Here is a 23,998-nt window from a genome sequence, read left to right as displayed (position 1 = left end):
GCGACAGTTGTCGCAGCAAAACTTGCGACATAGACTGTCGCAAGTCACGACTAGCATACAGTCAACGCTAAACCAGTGAAGGCAAGCACCATGAGCAAGAAGCTGTTACGACAACTGACCTTGGCGCGTTGCATCCCGCACCGCCCTTACAAGCTGACCGCCAGCCAACTCCAGGTAAAACTGGAAGAGGAAGGTATCCACGTCAGTCTGCGTACCGTGCAACGGGACCTGGAGGAGATGTCCGGCATGGGACTGTTCGACCTCACCTCGGACGAGCGCAGCAAACCCCATGGCTGGTGCTTCGAGCGCCACGGCCTCAACGACTTTGCCAATATCATGCCGCTCTCGCTGGCGGTGGCCCTGAAAACCTGGAGTGATCAGGCGAGCCAACTGTTGCCGGCGAGTGTACTGACTGAATTGAACCCGCTGGTCGACAAGGCGAGCCAGGTGATCCGCGACAGCCAGAGTGAACTGGCCGAACGCTGGCTGGAGAGTGTCCACCAGTCACCGCGTCCGTTTGCCGGCAACCCGGAGATCCGCCGCAGCACCCTGATCCGCGATGCGCTCTGGCGTGGTCGCAAGTTCAGTGCCGAGATCCAGCGCGTGATCAAAGAGCGCACCGTATGGCTCTGCTACGACCGTATCAACCCGCTCGGCATTCTCAATCAGCCGGACGGTCCGATCCTGCTCTGCACTCTGTCCGAGCTGGATCCCAAGGTCTACGGCATCCCGTTTGACCATATCAAGAACGTGGAGCTGACCAACTTCAGCGCCACCCAGCCGAAGGATTTCAACATCCAGAAGCTGATCCGCGATCAGGGCTATCAGGATGTGAGCGGCCCGATCCGCTTCGTCGGCCGGATCGATGCTAACAGCCAGTCGCTGGTGGATAACCAGATCCCCGGCAACAATCCGCGCATGACCCGCTATGACAAGCGTAGCGTGGTGGTGGAGACAGAGGTGCAGGACACCCCGGAGTTTCGCAGCTGGTTGAACAACATCGGCGGTGAACTGGAGGTGCTGGCACCGGAATCGCTGCGCAAGGCCTATCTCAATCCGGCCAACCGCTTGAGCTGATTAAAAAATTGGAATGTTGAAGAGTCGAGCCTGGCCTCGGCTCTTTTTTTTGCGGTTTTTTTAAGCATATTTATTCAACTAATTTTTAAGTCTTAACGTCAGGATTGAACCGTTTTCCTGCCCCGTTTTTGGGGGCGAAATCCGTGTAAGAGATCTGCCATAGCGACTGTAAGAGGCTGGCGCTTTGAGCCGTACGCGAAGCCATGCCAGAATGATCGAGCTTTCCCGTGAAACTAAATAACTAACTGATATTAAAGGGTTAGTTTTTAAGTTCGTTTTTTGAGATGGGAGCCGCATCGGATCTTTATCATCGGATGGCCCTTGTTCGGGGTGCGCATTTCCTTAGTATGGGTCTCACAAGGACGGAGCTGGTCCGGCAGGATGCAGGACAGCGCATAAAGATGGAATAGTCCGCAGGATGTGGACAAGGGACTCCTCAGGATGAGCTCGATAATCAGGATGATTATCGTCACGGATGAATAAAGGAACACCGCGGGATGCGGCAGGACACTCTCGGGATGGGAGCAGAACGAACGGAACCTCGTTCTTCAGGATGAACAGGACCTCGCCGGATGCGAGAGGAATACTTCAGGATGAAGTGAGATAACCCGGATGGTTATCTGTCAGGAAGACGCAAGGAACCCCACAGGACGTGGTAATGGACACCTCCAGGATGGAGACAGTGAAGCAGTTCAGGATGAATTGCCAGGCCAGGAACGCCGCAGGACACGCCAACGGATTGGAAAGGGGATATTCCAAAGGATTAGGATAACGTCAGGGATTGCAGGGAGCATTGCAGTTCTACGGACAGGACGACACGACTCTAGGGGACGGCTACCGCCGTCCCCTTTTCTTTTATGGTTTGCCCGAGAGATTGCCGCGCTGGGCGGCGTTGACGATCTCTTGCAGGCGCTGACGAATGTCGACCATGCCAAACACACCAAAGATCAGCACAGTGACAAATTCGGCCTTGGTGACCGCGAAGTAGCGTTTGCAAGCTGCCTTGATCATGCTGGCCTGCAGCCAATGTAGCAGGGCGACGATCACGCCGCAGACCGGCAGAAAGCCGTTGAGTTTGCCGGGCAGCGGGGCGATCAGGCTTATCAGCACGCCAAACCAGAAGAACAATATCAGCCCCATCGCCAACAGATTAAAGACTCGCTTCATTGTTTACCTCCCTTAGATAGAGTTGATAGCAGACCTGACCGGCTTGTTTGTCCTTGAGTAGTTGCCAGCTGGCGGGTAGCGCCAGATCGGCCATTTCCTTTTCCCGCTCCAGATAGATGAGGGCGTCCGGCGCCAGCCAGCCGCGCTGCTCCAGCAGTTCGCACACTTGCGGCAGCAGCTCGCGGCGAAACGGCGGATCGAGGAACACCAGATCAAACGGCGTGGCCGGGCCTTGCAGCCAGCTCACTGCATCTGACTGGATCACCTGACCCTGGCTGCTGCCGAGGGCGGTCAGGTTCTTCTTGATCTGGTCAGCGGCCCCTTTGTCCATCTCGATCAGGGTCACCTGCTCGGCATAGCGCGATAGCGCCTCCAGTCCGAGTCCGCCGCTACCGGCAAACAGATCCAAGCAGCGGGTGCCACGAATGTGGGGGGCCAGCCAGTTGAAGATGGTCTCCTTGACGCGATCCGTGGTGGGTCTGAGCCCCTCCACATCCTTGACCGGCAATTTGCGGCCTCGCCACTGGCCGCTGATGATTCTTACAAAGCCCGATTTTCCTTGCGGGGCGGGACTCTTGCTCGGGTTGCTACGGCTGGATTTCACTCTGGGCATCGCGTTTCATCGTCAGAAAATAAAGTGGTAGTATAAGGCGGTTCATTTTTATGCCGACCCGCCAAGGGACGGCTATCTTAGCAGTCAGCCTTTGATGTGAGTATTTTTAGATGGCAAAAGGTTTGTTTTCCTGGCTGGGTTTCGGCCGCAAGAAAGAAGAGGCTGAGGCTGTCCAACCACAGACACCCCAAGCCACCCCCGTTACCGTTGAGCCCGAGGTCACTGCTACCCCCGCTCCCGTTTCCGATACCACTGTTTCCGATAGTACGCCGGCTGTTGCCCCCGAAGTGCCTGCCAGCGCACAGAATTCCGTTTTGCAAGATGATTGCTGCCTGCCGACCGAGCTGGACGATCACGGTCCGCTAGTGGTGGAGGAGTGCGCCTCCGATCTGGAGCCGGTGATCGTCAACGAAACGCTGATCGCCGAAGAGGAGCGTGCCGCTGACGCCGCTCGCACTGCCGCAGAGGCGCAAGCCGCTGAGGTCAAGGCAGCCGAAGAGGCTCGTATTGCTGCCGAAGCCCGCGCTGCGGAAGAGGCTCGCATTGCTGCCGAAGCCCGCGCTGCGGAAGATGCTCGTATCGCCGCCGAGGCTCGCGCTGCAGAGGAGGCTCGTATTGCTGCCGAGGCTCGCGCCGCGGAAGAGGCTCGCATTGCCGCCGAAGCTCGCGCTGCGGAAGAGGCACGTATCGCTGCCGAAGCCCGCGCCGCGGAAGAGGCTCGTATTGCAGCCGAAGCCCGTGCTGCGGAAGAGGCTCGCATTGCCGCCGAAGCCCGCGCTGCGGAAGAGGCTCGTATCGCTGCCGAAGTCCGCGCCGCGGAAGAGGCCCGTATTGCTGCCGAGGCTCGCGCTGCGGAAGAAGCTCGTATTGCCGCTGAAGCTCAGGCTGCGGAAGAAGCCCGTATCGCCAAAGAGGCCCAGCGAGCGGAAGATATGCGCCTGGTCGCCGCGATGGAGGCTGAGGCCGCCGCACTGGCTGCCCTGCCGCTGGCCGCCAAGGTGGACGACGACACCCAGGACAAACCGCAGCGGGAGGGCTTCTTTGCTCGCCTCAAGCGCAGTCTGGTGCGCACCAAGGAGAATATCGGTTCCGGTTTCTTCGGCCTGTTTCGTGGCAAGAAGATCGACGATGAGCTGTTTGAAGAGCTGGAAACCCAGCTGCTGACCGCCGATCTCGGTGTGGATACCACCACTCGCATCATCGAAGGGCTGGTACAGCACGCGGATCGCAAGCAGCTCAAGGATGCCGAAGCGCTCTACGGTCTGCTCAAGCAGGACATGGGCGAGATGCTGGCCAAGGTGGAGCAGCCGCTGGTGATCGACACCAGCAAGAAGCCTTATGTGATCCTGATGGTCGGTGTAAACGGCGTCGGCAAGACCACCACCATCGGCAAGCTGGCCAAGCAGTTCCAAGCCGAGGGCAAGAGCGTGATGCTGGCGGCGGGTGACACCTTCCGTGCCGCAGCGGTCGAACAGCTGCAGGTTTGGGGTCAGCGCAACAACATTCCGGTGATTGCCCAGCACACCGGCGCCGACTCCGCTTCCGTCATTTATGACGCTATCGAGGCCGCCCGCTCCCGCGGGGCTGACGTGCTGATCGCCGACACCGCCGGTCGCCTGCAGAACAAGAGCAACCTGATGGAGGAGCTCAAGAAGGTGGTGCGGGTGATGAAGAAGCTGGATGAAGAGGCGCCCCACGAGATCATGCTGACGCTGGATGCCGGCACCGGCCAGAACGCCCTGAGCCAGGCCAAGCTGTTCAGCGAGGCAGTGGGCCTGACCGGTATCACCCTCACCAAGCTGGATGGCACTGCCAAGGGCGGCGTCATCTTTGCGGTGGCCGACAAGTTCCAGATCCCGATCCGCTATATCGGGGTGGGCGAGGGGATCGACGATCTGCGTCCCTTCGTTGCCAACGACTTCATCGAGGCGCTCTTCAGCCGCGATGAATAAGTCCGGCCGCGATGAGTCAGCTCAGCCGTGATGAGTAAGTGTTCCATACCCCGACTCCGGTCGGGGTTTGTCAATTTCAGGGAACCGTTATGATTCGTTTTGACAAGGTCAGCAAGGTATACAGCGGTGGCCATCAGGCGTTGCAGAAGGTCAGCTTTCACCTGCGCAAGGGGGAGATGGCTTTTCTGACCGGGCACTCGGGGGCGGGCAAGAGTACCCTCCTCAAACTGATCAGCGTGATGGAGCGTCCGACCGATGGTCGCGTCTTCTTTCATGGCGATGATGTCAGCCATATCCAGCGCAGCCAGATCCCCTATGTTCGCCGCCAGATCGGGATGATCTTTCAGGATCACCGGCTGTTGATGGACAGAACCGTGTTTGACAACGTGGCGCTGCCGCTGGTGATCGATGGCTACAGCCACGCCGATATCAACAAGCGCGTGGCGGCGGCGCTGGACAAGGTGGGGCTGCTCGGCAAGGAGCGTTACCAGCCGCGTATGCTCTCCGGTGGTGAACAGCAGCGGGTCGGCATCGCCCGTGCCATCGTCAACAAGCCGCCGCTGCTGCTGGCGGATGAACCGACCGGCAACCTGGATCCCCAGCTCTCCATGGATATCATGCGGCTATTTCAGGAGTTCAATAATTTTGGGGTCTCGGTACTGATTGCCACCCACGATCTGGGGCTGATCGCCCGCATGCGCTATCGCACTCTGACCCTCAAGGCGGGTCGCATGTACTCGGCCGGGGAGGAGCTCTGATGGCTATCGTTCGTCATAAACAACCGCCGCTGCGCCGTCTGATGATGTACGGGGTTGATCATGTGCGGCAGGCGTTTGCCAGTCTCGGGGAGTTGTGGCGCAATCCGCTCGCCTCTCTGATGACGCTGGCGGTGCTCGGCGTCAGTCTGGCGTTGCCCTCCTGCTTCCACGTGCTGCTGAAAAACGCCGAGGTGGTGGAAAGGAGCTGGCAGACCAGTTCCCAGATCTCCCTTTACCTGCGCAAGGATCTGCCGGAGCAGAGCATTCTCGATCTGCAGCACCGGATCCTGCTCTATCCCGAGGTAGATTCGGTCACCTACCTGAGCCGTGACGACGCGTTGCGGGAGTTTCGCGAGATCTCCGGCTTCGGCGATGCCCTCGATTATCTGGACAGCAACCCGCTACCGCCGGTGCTGAGCGTGATCCCGGATCCGCGCTGGCAGAACCCGGAAGGGGCCGCCGAGCTGCTCAGCAAGCTCAACAACGAGGTGGGGGTCGAGCAGGGCAAGCTGGATCTGCAGTGGCTGACCCGGCTGCAGGGGATCATGAACCTGCTGCGCCACACCATTACCGGTATCGCGGTGCTGCTGCTCTCCGCCGTGTTGCTGATTGTCGGCAATACCCTGCGTCTCAACATCCTCAACCAGCGTTCCGAGATTGAAGTGCTCAAGCTGGTGGGGGCGACCGACTCCTTCATTCATCGCCCTTTCCTCTATACCGGCATCTGGTTCGGGGTCATCGGCGGCATGCTGGCCTGGTGGCTGACCGAAGTGATGGTGATCTGGAGCGAAGGGGTGGTGAAGGAGCTGGCGGGCTTGTATAACAGTAACTTCCGGTTGGTTGGCATGGGGGCGGTAGACGGGATCAATCTGATCTTGCTGGGCGCCCTGCTGGGGCTGATTGCCTCCTGGTTCTCGGTCCATCGCCACATTCGCGACATCGAACCATCCTGATTATTTTGTCATCAAAGTAAATCGCTGGATTTTGAGAGGCGGATCAAGTAAAAGAGGGGCCGTTTCTGGCTTGGCACCCATAGTCAGAGTATTCTGAATAACAATGATCTTCCGGATCTTCGCTAGATCCAGTGAACCTTCTGATTTATAAGCAGTCTATTAAAGCTGAAGCATTTATACGGGTGTGGCCCCTCTGCCTTGCTCGTCAGACTTGGCAAGCATGTGAAGGTTGCGAGCTCCGCAACAATGGACTTAGCATGCTACTTTTCGGGGGTCCTTCATTGTGACCCCCTTTTTTTGACTGTTCATTCATGATTCATCCTGCAGGCTTAAGATAAGCCGGTCTAAAACTGGGCATGTTCTTTGATACACGCCGCAGAATGGCATCCGGTCAGTAGACAGACCCTCTCAGGGTGTTAGACTGATTCGATTGAAAAGTAAGAGGTAACAGATGGGAACTTCATTGCAGCGCACTATGGCTCTGATTCCGCAAGGTAGTCTGGAAGGCTATATCCAGGCAGTAAACTCTATTCCTGTGCTGAGCGCAGAGGAAGAGCGTGAACTGGCTGAGCGTTTGCAGCAGGATGGCGATCTCGAGGCTGCCCGTCAGCTGGTTATGTCGCATCTGCGCTTTGTCGTTCATGTCGCCAAGAGTTATGCCGGTTACGGCTTGCCCCAGGCTGATCTGGTTCAGGAAGGCAATATCGGCCTGATGAAGGCGGTCAAGCGCTTCGACCCGACGGTCGGCGTGCGTCTGGTCTCCTTTGCCGTGCACTGGATCAAGGCCGAAATCCACGAATATGTCCTGCGCAACTGGCGCATGGTCAAGGTGGCGACCACCAAGGCCCAGCGCAAGCTCTTCTTCAACCTGCGCAAATCCAAAAAGCGTCTGGGCTGGCTGAACCACGAAGAGGTTCAGGCCGTGGCGGCCGATCTCGGCGTTTCTGCCGCTGACGTGACCGAAATGGAAGCGCGGATGGCCAACTACGATCAGGCGTTCGATCTGGTGGGTGACGATGAGGAAGAGGGCGGTTTCGCTCCGGTTCACTATCTGGAGGACAAATCCTCCGATCTGGCCGCGACCATCGAGAACGACAACTGGGACGATCATGCGACCCGTCGTCTGAGCTCGGCCCTCGCCACTCTGGATGAGCGCAGTCAGCACATCATCCGCGCCCGCTGGCTCGATGATGACAGCAAGACCACTCTGCAGGAGCTGGCCGATACCTACGGCGTCTCTGCCGAGCGTGTGCGTCAGCTTGAGAAAAACGCACTCAAGAAGCTGAAAGATGCCATGGAAGCCTGATGCTTCCTCTCATAAAAACAGGGCCTGATGGCCCTGTTTTTGTTTCGCAGGGATCTGGTCGGCCTTGCTTTGGTTACCCTTGAGTGTGTTATGTTGCCGCCACTGCCACATTAGGGAGAGCAGAAGTGAAACTGTTGAACGACCTGTTTACCAACAACCGTGAGTGGGCCGAACGGATCAAAGCCGAAGATCCCGCTTTCTTTGCCACTCTTTCTGCCCAGCAGGCCCCCGAATACCTCTGGATCGGTTGTTCCGACAGCCGGGTCCCCGCCAACCAGCTGATGGGCTTGCTGCCGGGGGATGTCTGTCCACCGCAACGTCGCCAATCTGGTGGTACATACCGATTTCAACTGCCTCTCCGTGCTGCAATACGCGGTGGAAGTACTCAAGGTGAAGCACATCATTGTCTGCGGTCACTACGGTTGCGGCGGCGTCAAAGCCGCGATGCAGAACCAGGAGCTGGGTCTCATCGACAACTGGCTGCGCAACATCAAGGATGTCTACTTCAAATATGGTGAAGAGCTCGAGGCCATCGAGGATGAGCACGAGCGCTTCGACTATCTGTGCGAGCTGAATGTGGCCGAGCAGGTTGCCAACGTCTGCCACACCACCATCATCCAGAACGCCTGGCGCAAGGGGCAGGAGCTGGCCGTCCACGGCTGGATCTACGGGATCAAGGATGGCTTGCTGCATGATCTCGATCTCTGCATCAGCGGCCCGGATCAGATCCCCGATGTCTACCGTGCCTGGCCGGACATGCGTCCGCCCCACCGTCGGCGCTAGGGAGCTTCATGGTGGCGCCAGCCTCTATCTGCAGATCAAACAGCATATTCTGGACGGGATCCGCGAACGCCACTATCAGGCGGGGGACAGGATCCCGACCGAGGCGGCCCTGTGCGAGCAGTTCACCGTGAGCCGGATGACGGTCAACCGGGCGCTGCGGGAGCTGGTGGCGGAAGGGTGGCTGGTGCGTACCGCCGGTTCCGGCAGCTTCGTGGCGGACCGGCGTACCGAGTCGCCGTTGCTGGCTATTCGCAACATTGCCGACGAGATCGCCGAGCGTGGCAGCGAGTACAGCGCCCGGGTGATCCGGCTACAGCGACTGGCCGCCGACGAGAAGGTGGCGGTACAACTGGGGCTGCGGGTTGGCGCCCCCATCTTTCACAGCCTGATCGTCCATCAGGCCGATGGGGAGCCGTTGCAATTGGAGGAGCGCTTCGTCGATGCCGGGCGCTTGCCTGGCTATGGCGAGCAGGATTTTACCCAACAGACCCCCAACCGCTATCTGATGGATGTCTGCCCCCTCTCCGAGATGGAGCACGTGGTGGAAGCCGTGTTGCCCAGCGCCGGTGAGGCGGGATTGTTGCAAATCCGCGTAGATTCTCCCTGCCTGTTGTTGCACCGGCGTACCTGGTCGGAGGGGCATCTCGTCTCCTACGCCCGTTTGCTCTCCCCCGGTTCCCGCTACAAGCTCAGCTCCAAGACTCAGCTGGAGTAAATGTCTATACAACTCGATTTTGCAAAGCCCACCTCCTGGTGGGCTTTTTTGTGCTTAAACTCTAAGTTTGATGCTGTTATCAGGATGTGAATTTCGCTCTTCCTTTCGTCATAGAGATCGACTATAAGAATATGTATATACATTTGAGGTCGCTATGAACAAGGAACTGTTGAACTGCGAGCGGGTCTGGCTCAACGTGACGCCCGCTACCCTGAATGATGAGCTGGCCGACTACGGCCTGCTGCCGCTCCATGCCATCGGCGTGCAGGATGGCAAGATCCACGCGCTGGTGCCGATGGCCGAACTGAAGGGGCCGTATCCTGCTCACTGGCAGGATATGTGGGGCAAGCTGGTCACCCCCGGCCTTATCGATTGTCACACCCATCTGGTCTTCGCCGGCAGCCGTGCCGAGGAGTTCGAGCTGCGCCAACAGGGAGTGCCCTATGCCGAGATCGCCCGTCGGGGCGGTGGCATCATCAGCACGGTGCGTGCCACCCGTGCCGCCAGCGAAGAGCAGCTCTTTAAGCTGGCGTTGCCGAGGGTGAAATCCCTGATCCGCGAAGGGGTCACCACGGTGGAGATCAAGTCCGGCTATGGCCTGACGCTGGATGACGAACTCAAGATGCTGCGGGTGGCCCGCCGACTGGGAGAGGCGTTGCCGATCCGGGTCAAGACCACTCTGCTGGCGGCCCATGCGGTGCCGCCGGAATATCGCGACGATCCTGACAGCTGGGTCGAGACCATCTGTCAGGAGATCATCCCGGCCGCCGCCGAGGCGAGCCTGGCCGATGCGGTGGATGTTTTCTGCGAGCATATCGGTTTCTCGCTGGCCCAGACCGAGCAGGTCTATCTGGCGGCGGATCAATACGGCCTACCGGTGAAGGGGCATATGGATCAGCTCTCCAACCTCGGTGGCAGCACCCTCGCCGCCAACTTCGGCGCCCTTTCGGTGGATCATCTGGAGTATCTGGATCCGCAGGGGATCCTGGCGCTGGCCCAGCGCGGCGTAGTCGCTACCCTGCTGCCCACCGCCTTCTATTTTCTCAAAGAGACCAAGCTGCCGCCGGTTGCCGCCCTGCGCAAGGCGGGGGTGGCGATGGCGGTCTCCTCCGACATCAACCCGGGCACGGCCCCCATCGTCTCGCTGCGGATGGCGATGAACATGGCCTGTACCCTGTTTGGCCTGACCCCGCTGGAGGCCATGGTCGGGGTGACCCGCCACGCCGCCAAAGCGCTTGGCGAGCAGGAGCGCCTTGGCCAGCTCAGGGTGGGGATGGCGGCCGATTTCCTGATCTGGCACTGCGCCCATCCGGCCGAGCTGAGCTACATGGTCGGCGTCGATCAGCTGGCTGGCCGCATCTTCAACGGCGAGGAGACCCTCCATGGATAAATTCAACCCGGTCGACATGTCGCTCTGGCAGGGACGACAGGATCCGGAAGATGGTGAACAGGCCCTGCGCTGGCATGACAAGGTGCAGCCCTGGGCTGCCGAGGCACAAGAGGCAGCTGGTGTAGTGCTGCTCGGTTTTGCCTGCGATGAAGGAGTGCGCCGCAACAAGGGGCGTGTCGGCGCCGCCGGGGCGCCGCTGGCGGTGCGCAAGCTGCTGGCAAATACCGCTTGGCACCTGAATCGACCCGTCTACGATGGCGGGGATGTGAGCTGTTCCGATGGGGATCTCGATGCTGCCCACGGCCGTCTGGCCGAGCGGGTCGCCGCTGCGCTTGATCTGGGCCACTTCCCGCTGGTGCTGGGGGGCGGCCACGAGGTGGCGTTCGGCAGCTGGAGCGGCCTTAACCGTTATCTGGGTGGTAGTGGCAAGGTTGGCATCATCAATTTCGACGCCCATTTCGACCTGCGGATGAAACAGGATCTGGCCAGCTCCGGCACCCCCTTCTTCCAGATTGCCGAGCAGTGTGCCGCTCAGGGCACACCGTTTCGCTACGCCTGCCTCGGGGTGGCCGAGACCGCCAATACCCAGGCGCTGTTTGCACGGGCCGACGAGTTGGGGGTCTGGTATGTGAAAGATGAAGCCATGAGCGAGCGTGCTCTGCCCACCTTGCTAAGCGGGCTGGACGCCTTTATCGCCGATTTCGGTCACCTCTATCTGACCATCGACCTTGATGTGCTGCCCGGCAACCTGATGCCGGGAGTGAGTGCCCCCGCCGCTCGCGGCGTGGAGCTGGCGGTGATCGAACCGCTGATCGCCCATATCCGGGCCAGCGGCAAGCTCAGGCTTGCCGATCTGGCCGAGTACAACCCGACGCTGGATCAGGACAACCGCAGTGCCCGCGTGGCCGCGCGACTGGTTCATCTGTTGACCCGTTAACCCTTTTGGCCGCCCGTCGCCGAAGGCACCCTATTGATACAACAAGGAGTGTGTATGTCTGTGCAACAGCAGGATCCCCGTCATGATCCTAACCGCGTGATCCGTGCCCCGCGCGGCACCGAACTGACCGCCAAGAGCTGGCTCACCGAAGCGCCGCTGCGGATGCTGATGAACAACCTGGACCCCGAGGTGGCCGAGCATCCCCAGTCGCTGGTGGTCTATGGCGGCATCGGTCGCGCCGCCCGCAACTGGGCCTGCTTTGACAAGATCGTCGAGGTGCTGACCCGGCTCGAGGAGGATCAGACCCTGCTGGTGCAATCCGGTAAGCCGGTCGGGGTGTTCCAGACCCACAAGGATGCGCCGCGGGTGCTGATTGCCAACTCCAATCTGGTGCCGCATTGGGCCAACTGGGAGCACTTCAACGAGCTCGATAAGAAGGGCCTGATGATGTACGGCCAAATGACCGCCGGCTCCTGGATCTACATAGGCACTCAGGGGATCGTGCAGGGCACCTACGAAACCTTCTTCGCGGTGGCCAACCAGCACTTCAACGGCGAGCCCAAGGGACGCTGGATCCTGACCGGTGGTCTCGGCGGTATGGGCGGTGCCCAGCCGCTGGCTGCCACCATGGCCGGTTTCTCGATGATCGCGGTGGAGTGCGACGAGACCCGCATCGATTTTCGTCTGCGCACCCGCTATGTGGACAAGAAGGCTCACAGTCTGGATGAGGCGCTGGCCATGGTCGAAGAGGCCAAACAGAGCGGCACCGCCATCTCCATCGGCCTGGTCGGCAACGCCGCCGACGTGTTCGCCGAGCTGGTGGTCCGGGGCATCACACCGGATGTGGTGACCGACCAGACCTCCGCCCACGACCCGGTGCACGGCTACCTGCCGCAGGGCTGGAGCGTGGCCAAGTGGCGCGAGCTGCAGCAGAGTGCCCCGCAGGAGGTGAATCTGGCCGCCCGTCGCTCCATGGCGCGTCAGGTGGAGGCGATGCTGACCCTGCAAGAGCGCGGAGCGGCGACTCTGGATTACGGCAACAACATTCGCCAGATGGCGCTGGAGGAGGGGGTGGCGAACGCCTTCGACTTCCCCGGCTTCGTCCCCGCCTACATTCGCCCGCTGTTTTGCGAGGGGATAGGCCCGTTCCGCTGGGTGGCCCTCTCCGGCGATCCGGAAGATATCTACAAGACAGATCAGAAGGTGAAAGAGCTGATCCCCGACGATCCTCACCTGCACAACTGGCTCGACATGGCCCGCGAGCGCATCGCGTTTCAGGGGCTGCCAGCGCGGATCTGCTGGGTCGGGGTCAAGGATCGGGTGCGGCTCGGTCTGGCCTTCAACGAGATGGTGAAAAACGGCGAGCTGAAAGCCCCCATCGTCATCGGCCGCGACCATCTGGATTCCGGCTCGGTGGCGAGCCCGAACCGCGAGACCGAGTCGATGATGGATGGCTCCGATGCCGTCTCCGACTGGCCGCTGCTCAACGCCCTGCTCAACACCGCTGGTGGTGCGACCTGGGTCTCCCTGCACCACGGCGGCGGGGTCGGCATGGGCTTCTCCCAGCACTCCGGCGTGGTGATCGTCTGTGACGGCTCCGATGATGCGGCTCGCCGCGTGGGTCGGGTGCTGCGTAACGATCCGGCCACCGGGGTGATGCGCCACGCGGATGCGGGTTACGAGATTGCCATCAACTGTGCCGTTGATGCGAAACTGGATCTGCCGATGATTGACGGCGCCAACGGTGTCAAAGGAAAGGTGTAACACCATGTTTGAATTGACTATTACTCCGGGCGAGCTGGATCTTGCCACCCTGCGCCGTGTCAGCCGCGAGCCGGTACATGTTTCACTGGATTCGGCCGCGCTGCCGGGGATCCACGCCTCAGCTGCGGTGGTTACCAAGGTGATCGAGCAGAACCGGGTGGTGTATGGCATCAACACCGGTTTTGGCCTGTTGGCCAACACCCGCATTCCGGTGGAGCAGCTGGACGAGCTGCAGCGCTCCATCGTGCTTTCCCACGCGGCAGGGATTGGCGAGTACATGGATGACGCCACCGTGCGGCTGATGATGGTGCTCAAGCTCAACTCGTTGGCGCGGGGCTTCTCCGGCATCCGGCTGACGGTGCTTGAGGCCCTGATGACCCTCATCAACGCCGAAGTCTATCCGGTGGTGCCGAAGAAGGGGTCCGTCGGTGCCTCCGGCGATCTGGCGCCGCTGGCCCATATGAGCTGCCTGCTGATCGGGGAGGGCAAGGCTCGCCACAAGGGCGAGCTGATCAACGCCGCCACGGCGCTGAAAATTGCCGGGCTCGAGCCTATCGCGCTGGCACCCAAAGAAGGATTGGCGCTGCTCAACGGCACCCAGGCGAGCACCGCCTTCGCGCTGGAAGGGCTGTTCCACGCCGAGGATCTCTACGCCGGTGCCATCACCATCGGTGCCATGAGCGTGGAGGCTGCGCTCGGCAGTCGCCGGCCGTTCGATGCCCGCATCCACGAGGTGCGCGGTCAGCGTGGCCAGATCGATGCAGCTGCCTGCTACCGTCACATGCTGGTTGATGGCAGCGAGATCGGCATGTCCCACCACAACTGCGAGAAGGTGCAGGATCCCTACTCATTGCGCTGCCAGCCGCAGGTGATGGGTGCCTGCCTGACCCAGATCCGCCACGCCGCCGAGGTGCTGGTGTGCGAGGCCAACGCGGTCTCCGACAACCCGCTGGTGTTTGCCGATGACGAGGAGATCCTCTCCGGCGGCAACTTCCACGCCGAGCCGGTGGCCTTCGCTGCCGACAATCTGGCGCTGGCCATCGCCGAAATCGGCTCGCTCTCCGAGCGGCGGATGGCACTGCTGATCGACTCTCGGATGTCCGGTCTGCCGGCGTTTCTGGTCAATAATGGCGGGGTCAACTCCGGCTTTATGATCGCTCAGGTCACCTCGGCGGCGCTTGCCTCCGAGAACAAGACCCTGGCCCATCCCGCCTCGGTGGATAGTTTGCCCACTTCCGCCAATCAGGAGGATCACGTCTCCATGGCGACCTTCGCTGGCCGCCGGCTTGCCGATATGGCCGAGAACACCCGTGGCATTCTGGCGGTCGAACTGCTGGCTGCGGCACAGGGGCTGGATTTTCGCGCGCCGCTGCGCAGTACCGAGCTGATCGAGCTGGCCAAGGGACGACTGCGGGCAGAGGTGAGCTTCTACGACAAGGACAGGTACTTCGCGCCGGACATCGAAGCGGCCGCCGCCCTGCTGGGCCGTGCCAGCTACAACGACCTGATCCCGGCCGGGGTGCTGCCCAGCCTGTAAGCCTTGATCCCCCTTCTCTCCTGGCGGGAGAAGGGTTGGGGATGAGGGGGAAGCAGCTTCACAGGCGCCGGTGACAGCCGAGAGCAGATAACAAAAGACCGCCCAATCGGGCGGTCTTTGCGTTTCTGACGTTGGTTGAACGCGGTTATTCGTGTTCGAACATCAGGAACAGATAGACCACGAACAACACCAGATGGGTCGCTCCATGGAGCACATTGGTGCGGCCGCTGCTGAAGGTCACTTTACAGACCATCAGGGTCGTGACCAGCAGCACCATATCGGCGGGGGAGAGGCCGAGGCGTACCTCCTGATCCAGCATGGAGCCGATAAAGAGCACGGCAGGCACGGTGAGAGCGATGGTGGCCAGCACAGAGCCGAAGTAGAGGTTCATTGCTCGCTGCAGCTGGTTGTTGAAGGCGGCCTTGATGGCACCGACTGCTTCGGGGGCCAGCACTATGCAGGCCACGATAAAGCCGCCCAGTGCGGCGGGTGCTTCCATCACATGCACCCCGTAGTTGATGGGGATGGCCAGGGTCTTGGCCAGCAGGATTACCACCAGCAGGTAGGCGAGCAGCAGGATGGTGTGATAGACGTTGCTCTGCAGCGGGCCGTGGTGCTCCTCGTAATCCTCGTGATCGCTGTCGACGAAGAAGTGGCTGTGGCTGCGGGTCTGGATCAGCAGAAAGACCCCGTAGAGCAGGATCGAGATGATGATCAGCATCCACGACATGGCGCGCGACATACTGCCGATTGCACCACCCTCGGTGAAGTTGGGCAGCACCAGACAGAGCAGGGCCAGCGGGATGATGGCCACCAGATAGGATTTGACCCCGTCCAGATTGAAGCTCTGGGTGTGGTAGCGCCAGCCGCCAAACAGCAGGGTGAAGCCCACCAGACCGGTACTCACCAGCATCACTACCGCAAACATGGTATCGCGGGCCATGGTGGGGTTGGGCTCGCCGGTCAGCATCACCGAGGAGATCATCACCACCTCCAGCGAGATGACCGAGAGGGTGAGGATCAGGGTGCCGAAGGGCTCGCCCAGCTTGATGGCGAGGGCATCGGAGTGGCGCACCACCGAGAAGATGGCCCAGGTGACGATGGCCAGTAGTGCCGCCGAAACCGGAAGATAGATCCCGAGCGGAGTTGTCTCTGTCAGCAGGTCACTGCCCAGGGTCTTGAAAAAGAGCAGGGTCAGTAGGCCAACGGGCAGGGCAATCTCTTGCCGGATAACTGTCTTCATAGGCAATGGTTCTCTATTGGGGGTCTTGACGACCGGATGACATAAACAGGCTGCACGGTTATCGGTTGCGCAATAACCGGCTCCTTATGATAAAGGTTGTTATCCCCGTCAGGGCAGATCATTTTGTTGCTGAATGTAAATAAGGGGTGGCAGGAGACGGTTTGATTTCACCATGGAGCCGGGTCAGGGCCTGCAGGAGGCTTTATCCGCCTGATAGCCGGGCTGGGTTACGGAGCTACCGCCAGCATCAACCTGATGATGTCGAGCCGCTGGCCAAACCGTTTCACGGCCAGATCCTGCCATCTCTGCGTTAGCTGGCCTTCTGGTGTTGCGACTGCCACTCCCGTTGCCAATGGGTCAGTATCTTCAGCGGCATGGGTTTGCCGAAGAAGTAGCCCTGGATCAGATAGACGCCGTGCTGGCTCAGATAGTCGACCTGCAACTGGCTCTCGACCCCTTCGGCGATCATCTCCATGCCCGATTCCCGACCGAAGACGATGATGGCGTCCAGCACGCTGCGCTTGAGGTCGTTGGTGCCTATGGTATCGACGAACATCTTGTCGATCTTGATCTGGCGGATCCCCAAGCTCTGCAGGTAGGCAAAGCCGCCGTAGCCGGTACCAAAATCATCCAGCTTGAAGTGATACCCCATCTGTTGCAGCAGGGTGATCTCCTCGGTGGCCGCCTTGATGTCGAGGATCGGCTTGCGCTCCGTCAGCTCGAAGGTGAGCCGGGTGGGTGAGGGGTTTTGGCTGTGAGCGAGCAAGGTGCGCAGCAGGGGCTGCTCGATATGGGCCGCCACCAGATTGACGCTGACCCACTGCTCCGGTGCCAGCTGCGGCAGGTCAGTGATCACCTGCTCCAGCAACTGTTCGGTCATCGGCAGGATCAGCCCCTGCTCCTCTGCATATTCGATAAAGGTGCCCGGAGGGATCAGCTCGTTTCCCCGCTGCCAGCGCAGCAGCGCCTCGAATCCCACCACTTGGTGGGTACGGGCATCCACTATCGGTTGGTAGAGGGGAATAAATTCCTTGCGTATCAATCCTGTTTGCAGCAGTCCCTTGAGGGAGCGCCGATAGCTGCGCAGCAGCCAGTATGTGACGCTTAACAGGGCGCCGAGCGCGATACCGAACCAGAGACCGTAGTGATTGAGTTGGTCATGGGCATATTGCTCCAGCGCTTTTCCCGCCCAGACCGTCTGTTTGGTGAGTTCATTGGGATCGAAGAAACTGAGGCTGATATTGCTCTCTTCCTGTTTGATCTCTTTGTCGCCACGGGGAAAGTGGACTGTGCTTGCATCGGTATCCTGTCGGCTGAACTCCAGATAGAAGCAGTGGCTGCAGGGGTGTTGCAGCAGGTCGTGGCTCCAGCTGTTATCCAGCACCCAGTAGGCGAGGTTGCCGCCGGATCGGTAAAAGGCCACCAGCTCCTGCTCGGTATTGTATTTGGCCACTGTGGCGGTGATCCCCAGCTTGCCAAACTTCTGCCCGCTGTTCTGGAGCTCTTTGATCAGCGGGATCTCCACCCCCAGGCTGGAACAGCTGTTGCCGGAGGCGAGCTCCAGCCCTTGCAGGCGGATATGAGCGCTGTAGAAGCGCGGATCGCGCAGCAGCTCCATGTCTTTGGCGCCGCAGTTGAACTCAAATTGTGCCAGTTGTTTGTTGATGGCGGCATCCAGCTCCCGGTGGCGTACTGCCATGGCTCCCTTGAGCTCGGCAACCTTCTCTTCCAGCATATGAAAGGCCATCGGCTTGGCAAACCACAGGCCGAGAAACTGGCTGCCCACGACAGGCAGGACGAACAGCAACAGAGCGATCCAGACGGGTGATTTACGCAAAGGAAGTACCTGCCAGTTTCATGAGACACAAATGGACTTTGCCATCATAGAGCATTAGTGCAATCAATTTGAGTCCGAGTTGTCACACTTGTTGATTGATTTTTTAACTGCATGATTTTAAATGTGTTTATTATTAACTTTGGCTAGATTCAATCGCTGACCTGTCATAAATGACAATTGCTCAGCTTATCCGAACTGCATTAGAGTAGCCCTGCGGTTTGACTCACCGTGTGTTCAATACTCCTGTATCTGTTTTTTGTCAGTAGCACAGAGTGTTAGTTTTGATATGAGTGTTCCTTTTGGTCCCCTTTGAGGGACCATTTTTCTGTCTGTCATCCCGCCCTTTCCCGCATTTGTAGCCCGTCATCCTTGGTATTCTCCCTCTGCTTTGGGTTATGCTTGCCCGCTTAAATTGCAGAAGCGGGATCTTCATCCATAGCTGTGGCCCGATCGCCGCTGCTACCATGAGGCGACATGGATGATGCTGGGCATACGGAAAGGCGCATGAAACTCACTACACAGCTTGTCTCATTTATCACCCTTTGCGTGATCGCAGCCATGGCGACCGTGCTGATTGGCGGGGTGTTCAGCTTTCGCGAGCTGGGCATGGAGTTGCAGCAAAAGAAGGTCGATGCGCTGGTCGAAGTGATCGACAAGCAGCTCGATGTTGCTCACGACATGGAGGATATGAGCCACTGGTTGCCCACTCTGCTGCGGGCCGCCCATGTGGTCGAGCTGGAGGTGCGCCAGAATAACCAGCGGGTCTACTGGTTCCGCGATGTGCGCAATCCGGTCGACGAACAGCTGCTGGTGCCATACAGCCACCCGCTTCCCCATCAGGCCGGCATGCAGGCTAACTTCAAACTGGAGCGCCCCTTCAAGGAGGCGGAATACTCCATCAAGGCGATGTCCGGCATCTCGCTGGGCATCTTTATCGTGGTGTTCGGTCTCTGGTACTCCATCCGCTGGCTGCGCCAGCAGTTGCGCGGGGCCGAGCTGCTGGGCATTCGTGCCCAGCTAATCCTCGATGACAAACTCTCCAAACTGAGTCATGACCCCGCCGAAGAGTGGCCGGTGGCCGCCAGTCAGGCCCTCGATCATCTGCTCGCCGAGCTGGCGGATGCCCGCAAGGAGCGCAGCCGCTTCGACAACTTCATTCGCAGCAACGCCTTCGTCGACAAGATGACCGGCATCGGCAACCGGCTGTTTTTCGACAACCGGCTGGAGAGCGCCATCATGGAGGCGAGCGTGATGAGCGGCGGCGTGCTGCTGATCGATCTCGCCTGTCTGGAGGAGCTGGAGGCCGATCAGTTCGAGTTGCTGGGGCACGATTTGATGATGGAGGCGAGCGCCACCATCGGTGCCTTCGTGCGCAAACACAACGGTGCCCTGCAGGCTCGCTATGCCGGTCAGGTCTTTGCGGTGCTGCTGCCCAATATGTCCGAGAGCGAGATGGTGGATAGCGCCAGCCAACTGCTCAAGAGCCTGCAACGGCTGCATTGGCCGCAGGAGGTCAATCCGGAGACTGCGGTCTATCTCGGCGCCGTCTGTTATCAGGCAGAAGACAGCCTGCTCAAGGTGCAGGAGGAGGCGGAGCTGGCCCTCAAGAGCGCCCGGCTACAGGGCCACAACGGCTGGTTCCTCTACGAGAAGCAGTTGGATGAGGAGCAGAGCAGCAAGGGCACGGTACGCTGGCGCACCCTGATCAGCCGCCGTCTCGAAGAGCACGGTATCGAATTTTATACCCAGCCGATCCAGCAGGATCGGGGGCAGGTGGTGTTGCAGCAGGAGCTGCTCACCTATCTGCACGATGAGCAGGGGCGTGCCCTGCAGGCGGGGATCTTCATGCCGATGGCGGAGAAGGTGGGCTTGTTGCTGCAACTGGATCGGCTGGTGGCGGAGCGCACTCTCGCCCTGCTGCGCCAACGATCCGAGCAGAGCTGCCCCATCAGCCTGACCCTCAGTGCCCAGAGCCTGCTCAACCGCGAGTTCCAGCGCTGGCTCTTCTTCGCCCTGTTCCAGCTGCCACGCAGCACCAACGAGCGGCTGATCCTGCAACTCTCCGAATCCCAGGTGACCCGTCACTTCGAGGCGCTCAAGCGGCCACTGCGCTCCTTGCGGATGCTGGGTTGCCAGCTGGCCATCGATCATGCCGGTCAGGATGTGGTGAGCACCCAGTACATCAAGGAGTTCGAGATCAACTTCCTCAAGCTGCACCCCAGCCTGGTACGGGAGATCCATGCCCGTCAGGTCAACCAGATGGCGGTGCGCAGTCTGGTAGGCGGCTGCGCCAATACCCGCACCCGGGTGCTGGCAGTGGGGGTGGAGAGTGGCGATGAGTGGAAGATGCTGCGCCACCTCGGGGTGCATGCCGGGCAGGGGCCCTGGTTTGCCGAGCCCCAGCGTCTGGTGCTGGAACCGGCTGGTGATTGAGATAAACAACAGAGGGTCGCCTTGGGGCGACCCTCTGTTGTTTGCGATGCTGTTTGCGGTTGCCGTCAGGCAGGGATCACAGTCGCCCCTGCTCCCGCAGCCCGGCGAGCCCTTGCATGCCGCCAGTGTGGATAAAGACGATTTTGCTGCCGAGGGCGATACGGCCCGCCGCCAGTTCGCGAAACAGACCCCACATCGCCTTGCCGCTATAGATGGGTTCAAGGGGCAGATCGGTCGTGGCGCTGAAATCCTGCACCCACTGCCAGAGGGTCGGGCTGAATTTGGCGTAGCCACCATCGTGGTGATCGAGCGCGATGCGCCAACCGGGGATGCTGGCAGCCGCGGGATGGAGGCGACACACCTCGTCAGCGATAAAGCCACCTCCTTTCAGTACCGCAATGGCGAGGATCTGCTCCCGATCCCGTTTGCCGGCGATCAGGCCCGCCAGAGTGCCGCCGCTGGCGCAGGGCAGTACCCAGAGATCCGGCGAGAAGGGCACTTCGCCGACCAGTTCCGCCACACCGGGGATGGCCAGCGGGCTGCTACCCCCTTCCGGCACGATCAGGGTATCCGGCGCGTCAAATTGGGCCAGCCAGTCGGGATCCTGCCGTCGCCGGTAACTCTGGCGGTCGACGAAAACGAGATCCATGCCCCAGCGCTGGGCATCCCGCAGAGTAGAGTTACTGACGGCGTCATATTCGCCCCGTATGATACCGGTAGTACGAAGACCAGATTGGCACCCCGCTGCCGCCAGCGCGTGGATATGATTGGAATAGGCGCCGCCAAACGAGAGCAGATGCCGTTTGCCGTGCTCTTTGGCATGCAGCAGGTGGTACTTGAGCTTGCGCCACTTGTTGCCGGAGATGGCCGGATGGATCAGATCATCACGCTTGCACCACAGCTCGACACCATAGCGGGTCAGCAACGGATGGTGGAGGCGTTGCAGGGGGGAAGGGAGGATGGCTTGACCCTCTGACTCGGCGGAAAGGTTGGCTTGCAATGGTGAGTCCGTCTTTTAATCTGGAGGCTAATCTGCTGTTTATGTTAATATTTCATACATTTAATCACTATTGATGGGCGGGCTTACATGAAACAACTGTTCAGACGGTCGACGCCAAGCCGCCAGGTCGGGCTCTTGCTGGCCAATGACAGGATCATGCTGGCTGCGGTGGGCAATCCCCCCGTCTTCGCGACGCGCACCATCAACGGCCCACAGGAGTGGGCAGTGGCCATGAACGAGCTGTTCAGCCGTCATGGGCTGGCCAAGTCTACGGTGCGGGTGGCCCTCGCCGCCAGCCTTTATCAACAGATCCAGATCGACAAGCCTGCCGTGCCTGACGCCGAGATGGCGGGGGCGCTTCCCTGGGCCATCAAGGACTATGTCAGCGAACCCGTGCTGCAACTGGCGATGGATTATGTGGACTTGCCCACCCCGCCTGCCGGTCGTCCGCGCATCAATGTGATCTGCCTGCCCAAGAGCCGGGTGCAACAGCTGGCCGATGCCATCAATGGCATAGCCACCCTGCAATCCATCATCAGCGACGAATTGGCGCTCACCTCTCTCTATGACGCGGATGACACGGTGCGCATGCTGCTGTGGCAGCCCAAGGGGCAGGATCTGCAACTGCTGGTCTTCCATCAAGGCGGGCTCTGCTTCTCCCGCCAGCTGCGCGGTTTCACCAGCCTGACTGGCGAACATGAACCGGACAGTATGTTGCTCGATTCGCTGGCGCTGGAGATCCAGCGCTCCCTCGACTATCTGGCGGGCCAGCTGAAATTGCCCGAGCTGGGGCAGATGCAGTTTGCCGTCGCCTCGCCCTTTATCGGTACCCTGGTGCGCCACATGGAGCAGACCTTCGGCTTTGCCGTCTCCGCCATGGCCAACAAGGCAGTCCTGGCCGGCGTCGAATACCTCTCGGCCTACGCCGCCGCCATCGGGGAGGATGCGTGATGAGACGTCAGATAAACCTCTATGGCGCCGAGTTTCGCCCCAAGCGACAGTGGGCCAGCCTCAATCAGATGGCGCTGGTATGGGGCTTTGCGCTGTTGCTGATCCTGTTGATGGGCGTCGGTTACAGCTGGCAGCAGCAGCAGGTCAGTCGGGCGCTGGCGCAGCGCTCTGCCGAGCTGGAACTCAAGCGCAGCGAGGCGCAGCGGCTCGATGCCGAGCTGGCGCGCCATCAGGCAGATCCCAGGCTGCAACAGCAACTGGTCAACAAGCAGGATGAGCTGACGGCCAAGCAGGGGCTGATGCGCCAATTGGGCAGCCTGACCCTGCAAAAATCCCAGGGCTACGCCAGCGTGATGGCGGATCTTTCCCGCATTCGCAACAGCAACCTCTCGTTGCAGCGCATCGAGATCAACGAAGGGCGGATCAACCTCTCCGGCTTTGCCGGACGCAGTCAGGATGTGCCGGCCTGGGTCAACCGCTTCAAGCAGACCCCGAGTCTGGTAGGCAAGGAGTTTGGTGAACTGACCCTCGGCCGTGACAAGGAGGGTCGCCTGACCTTCCAGTTGAGCGGCATTGCGCGGGAGAAACCCTGATGAACCTGAAAACACAATGGCAGGCATGGGGCCAGCGTATCGCCGTGTTGAGCCAGCGGGAGCGGGTGTTGATCCTGCTGACCGGTCTGGTGCTGCTGGGCGCGGCCGGACTCTACGGCTGGCTCGATGGCGCCGATACCCGCCTGCAGCAGGATCGTATGGCCCTGAGCGCCGCCGAGCGCGACCTCGAGATCATGGAGCTGGAAAACCTCGGCAAACAGGCCCGGCTCAAGCGGGATCCCAATCAGGGAGTTCGCGAGCAGCTGGCGCAGGTCGAAGCGGATCTGGCCCGGATCGACGATGAGCTGAAGGCCCAGACCGTCGATCTGATCCCGGCGCACGAGATGCCGCTGGTGCTGGAGGCGCTGCTCTCCCGCTCCGCCAACCTTCACATGCTGGCCCTCAGTTCGCTGGAGCCGACCCCGCTGATGGCGGGGGAGCAGAAGGTCAATCTCTACAAGCATGGTATCCGGCTTCAGCTTGAAGGCGGCTATTTCGATGTGTATCAATATCTTAAAGCGCTGGAAGCCTTGCCGCGTCACTTTTACTGGAAGCAGTTCGACTATCAGGTCAAAGCCTATCCCGGCGCGGTGGTGGAGATGGAGATCTACACCCTGAGTACCAGCAAGGAGTTTATCCGTGGCTAGAGTATTTGCGTTGTGCTGTTGCCTGTTCAGCTTGCTGGCACAGGCGGAGCAGGTCGAGGTATTGCAGGATCCCACCGCGCCGCTGGCTGATGTGGCGGTTGGCGCCCGTGCGACCAGCGAGAGCAGCGCCGGTTTGCCGAAGCTGCAGAGTGTGGTGCTGGGCAATGGCCCGGCACTGGCGGTACTCAATGGCAAGAGTTATCGGGTCGGACAACAGGTGGACGGCTATACGCTGGTGGCCATCAATGCCGATGCCGTGGTGCTGGAAAAGGCGGGGAAACGCCATGCGGTAACACTGTTTGCCAGCAAGATCCGGGTTTGAGTCGTGCTTGCCTCTCGAGA

20 protein-coding genes and 1 pseudogene are annotated in these 23,998 nt (G+C 60.3%); 16 read left to right on the top strand and 5 right to left on the bottom strand.

All coding sequences use genetic code 11. The annotated features are described in order from the left end of the window. The first annotated feature begins 90 nt into the window (after positions 1 to 90). Positions 91 to 1,077 carry a helix-turn-helix transcriptional regulator gene (locus tag ACTG2O_RS01970; RefSeq protein ID WP_005339987.1) on the top strand — a complete coding sequence of 329 codons (987 nt, stop codon included), beginning with the start codon at positions 91 to 93 and terminating at the stop codon, positions 1,075 to 1,077. A gap of 855 nt (positions 1,078 to 1,932) precedes the next feature. On the opposite strand, the gene ACTG2O_RS01965 is transcribed toward ACTG2O_RS01970, so the two are convergent. Continuing rightward, positions 1,933 to 2,244, bottom strand: coding sequence for a DUF1145 domain-containing protein (locus ACTG2O_RS01965; RefSeq protein ID WP_019444692.1), 312 nt, complete (start codon positions 2,242 to 2,244; stop codon positions 1,933 to 1,935). Further along, complete coding sequence (gene rsmD, locus ACTG2O_RS01960) at positions 2,228 to 2,857, bottom strand: 16S rRNA (guanine(966)-N(2))-methyltransferase RsmD (RefSeq protein ID WP_005339991.1); 630 nt, start codon at positions 2,855 to 2,857, stop codon at positions 2,228 to 2,230. Before rsmD ends, ACTG2O_RS01965 begins: the two co-directional genes overlap by 17 nt. Before the next feature lie 110 nt (positions 2,858 to 2,967). On the opposite strand from rsmD, the gene ftsY reads away from it, so the two are divergent. The 10 genes and pseudogenes from ftsY to hutH all read left to right on the top strand — a co-directional run bounded on the left by ftsY (position 2,968) and on the right by hutH (position 14,952). After that, complete coding sequence (gene ftsY, locus ACTG2O_RS01955) at positions 2,968 to 4,809, top strand: signal recognition particle-docking protein FtsY (RefSeq protein ID WP_213387923.1); 1,842 nt, start codon at positions 2,968 to 2,970, stop codon at positions 4,807 to 4,809. A gap of 89 nt (positions 4,810 to 4,898) precedes the next feature. Continuing rightward, entirely contained in the window at positions 4,899 to 5,567 is a 669-nt protein-coding gene (gene ftsE / locus ACTG2O_RS01950; protein ID WP_005339995.1) for a cell division ATP-binding protein FtsE, read from the top strand. Beyond that, positions 5,567 to 6,520, top strand: a complete 954-nt coding sequence (gene ftsX, locus ACTG2O_RS01945; RefSeq protein WP_019446559.1) for a permease-like cell division protein FtsX — start codon at positions 5,567 to 5,569, stop codon at positions 6,518 to 6,520. The genes ftsE and ftsX overlap by 1 nt, the downstream gene beginning before the upstream one ends. A 451-nt stretch (positions 6,521 to 6,971) precedes the next feature. Beyond that, positions 6,972 to 7,826 (top strand): RNA polymerase sigma factor RpoH, encoded by an 855-nt coding sequence (gene rpoH / locus ACTG2O_RS01940; RefSeq protein ID WP_005339997.1) that lies wholly within the window; start codon positions 6,972 to 6,974, stop codon positions 7,824 to 7,826. Positions 7,827 to 7,951: 125 nt separating this feature from the next. After that, positions 7,952 to 8,609: pseudogene (can, locus tag ACTG2O_RS01935) on the top strand (carbonate dehydratase). After that, complete coding sequence (gene hutC, locus ACTG2O_RS01930; protein WP_439975280.1) at positions 8,560 to 9,324, top strand: histidine utilization repressor; 765 nt, start codon at positions 8,560 to 8,562, stop codon at positions 9,322 to 9,324. Before can ends, hutC begins: the two are co-directional and overlap by 50 nt. Positions 9,325 to 9,478: 154 nt before the next feature. Beyond that, the gene (gene hutI / locus ACTG2O_RS01925) at positions 9,479 to 10,714 is read left to right on the top strand and encodes an imidazolonepropionase (protein ID WP_019446557.1); all 1,236 of its coding nucleotides are present in this window, start codon (positions 9,479 to 9,481) and stop codon (positions 10,712 to 10,714) included. Further along, on the top strand, positions 10,707 to 11,651 hold the full coding sequence (gene hutG / locus ACTG2O_RS01920; RefSeq protein ID WP_019446556.1) for a formimidoylglutamase: 945 nt from the start codon (positions 10,707 to 10,709) through the stop codon (positions 11,649 to 11,651). The genes hutI and hutG overlap by 8 nt, the downstream gene beginning before the upstream one ends. 54 nt (positions 11,652 to 11,705) lie before the next feature. After that, positions 11,706 to 13,415, top strand: a complete 1,710-nt coding sequence (gene hutU, locus ACTG2O_RS01915) for a urocanate hydratase (RefSeq protein WP_019446555.1) — start codon at positions 11,706 to 11,708, stop codon at positions 13,413 to 13,415. 4 nt (positions 13,416 to 13,419) lie between these two features. Further along, positions 13,420 to 14,952 (top strand): histidine ammonia-lyase, encoded by a 1,533-nt coding sequence (gene hutH, locus ACTG2O_RS01910; protein ID WP_439975279.1) that lies wholly within the window; start codon positions 13,420 to 13,422, stop codon positions 14,950 to 14,952. Between the two features lie 145 nt (positions 14,953 to 15,097). Here the strand turns inward: hutH and ACTG2O_RS01905 are convergent, their stop codons facing one another. Next, positions 15,098 to 16,195 carry a calcium:proton antiporter gene (locus ACTG2O_RS01905; RefSeq protein ID WP_005348596.1) on the bottom strand — a complete coding sequence of 366 codons (1,098 nt, stop codon included), beginning with the start codon at positions 16,193 to 16,195 and terminating at the stop codon, positions 15,098 to 15,100. Positions 16,196 to 16,505: 310 nt separating this feature from the next. Then, complete coding sequence (locus ACTG2O_RS01900; RefSeq protein WP_439975278.1) at positions 16,506 to 18,032, bottom strand: EAL domain-containing protein; 1,527 nt, start codon at positions 18,030 to 18,032, stop codon at positions 16,506 to 16,508. 504 nt (positions 18,033 to 18,536) lie between these two features. On the opposite strand from ACTG2O_RS01900, the gene ACTG2O_RS01895 reads away from it, so the two are divergent. Next, complete coding sequence (locus tag ACTG2O_RS01895) at positions 18,537 to 20,465, top strand: EAL domain-containing protein (RefSeq protein ID WP_005357697.1); 1,929 nt, start codon at positions 18,537 to 18,539, stop codon at positions 20,463 to 20,465. Positions 20,466 to 20,541: 76 nt separating this feature from the next. On the opposite strand, the gene ACTG2O_RS01890 is transcribed toward ACTG2O_RS01895, so the two are convergent. Beyond that, positions 20,542 to 21,465: a 1-aminocyclopropane-1-carboxylate deaminase/D-cysteine desulfhydrase gene (locus ACTG2O_RS01890; protein WP_019446552.1), complete on the bottom strand. Its 924-nt coding sequence runs from the start codon at positions 21,463 to 21,465 to the stop codon at positions 20,542 to 20,544. 87 nt (positions 21,466 to 21,552) lie between these two features. Here ACTG2O_RS01890 and ACTG2O_RS01885 point away from each other — a divergent pair, with 87 nt between their 5' ends. Genes ACTG2O_RS01885 through ACTG2O_RS01870 form a run of 4 tightly spaced genes read left to right on the top strand, consistent with a single transcriptional unit; the run spans position 21,553 to position 23,978 of the window. Next, complete coding sequence (locus ACTG2O_RS01885) at positions 21,553 to 22,416, top strand: hypothetical protein (protein ID WP_026035092.1); 864 nt, start codon at positions 21,553 to 21,555, stop codon at positions 22,414 to 22,416. Then, a complete protein-coding gene (locus tag ACTG2O_RS01880; RefSeq protein ID WP_019446550.1) occupies positions 22,416 to 23,009 on the top strand; it encodes a PilN domain-containing protein in 594 nt (197 codons plus the stop codon). Before ACTG2O_RS01885 ends, ACTG2O_RS01880 begins: the two co-directional genes overlap by 1 nt. After that, a complete protein-coding gene (locus ACTG2O_RS01875; protein WP_139429545.1) occupies positions 23,009 to 23,656 on the top strand; it encodes an MSHA biogenesis protein MshJ in 648 nt (215 codons plus the stop codon). Before ACTG2O_RS01880 ends, ACTG2O_RS01875 begins: the two co-directional genes overlap by 1 nt. Beyond that, the gene (locus tag ACTG2O_RS01870; RefSeq protein ID WP_204380549.1) at positions 23,649 to 23,978 is read left to right on the top strand and encodes a SctD/MshK family protein; all 330 of its coding nucleotides are present in this window, start codon (positions 23,649 to 23,651) and stop codon (positions 23,976 to 23,978) included. The genes ACTG2O_RS01875 and ACTG2O_RS01870 overlap by 8 nt, the downstream gene beginning before the upstream one ends. Positions 23,979 to 23,998: the final 20 nt, after the last annotated feature.

It is taken from the genome of Aeromonas sp. 61P (genome assembly GCF_051919545.1).
Taxonomy (GTDB): Bacteria; Pseudomonadota; Gammaproteobacteria; order Enterobacterales; family Aeromonadaceae; genus Aeromonas; species Aeromonas veronii.
Note: the sequence above shows the minus strand (reverse complement) of the source record. Positions and strands in the feature narration are given on the sequence as shown.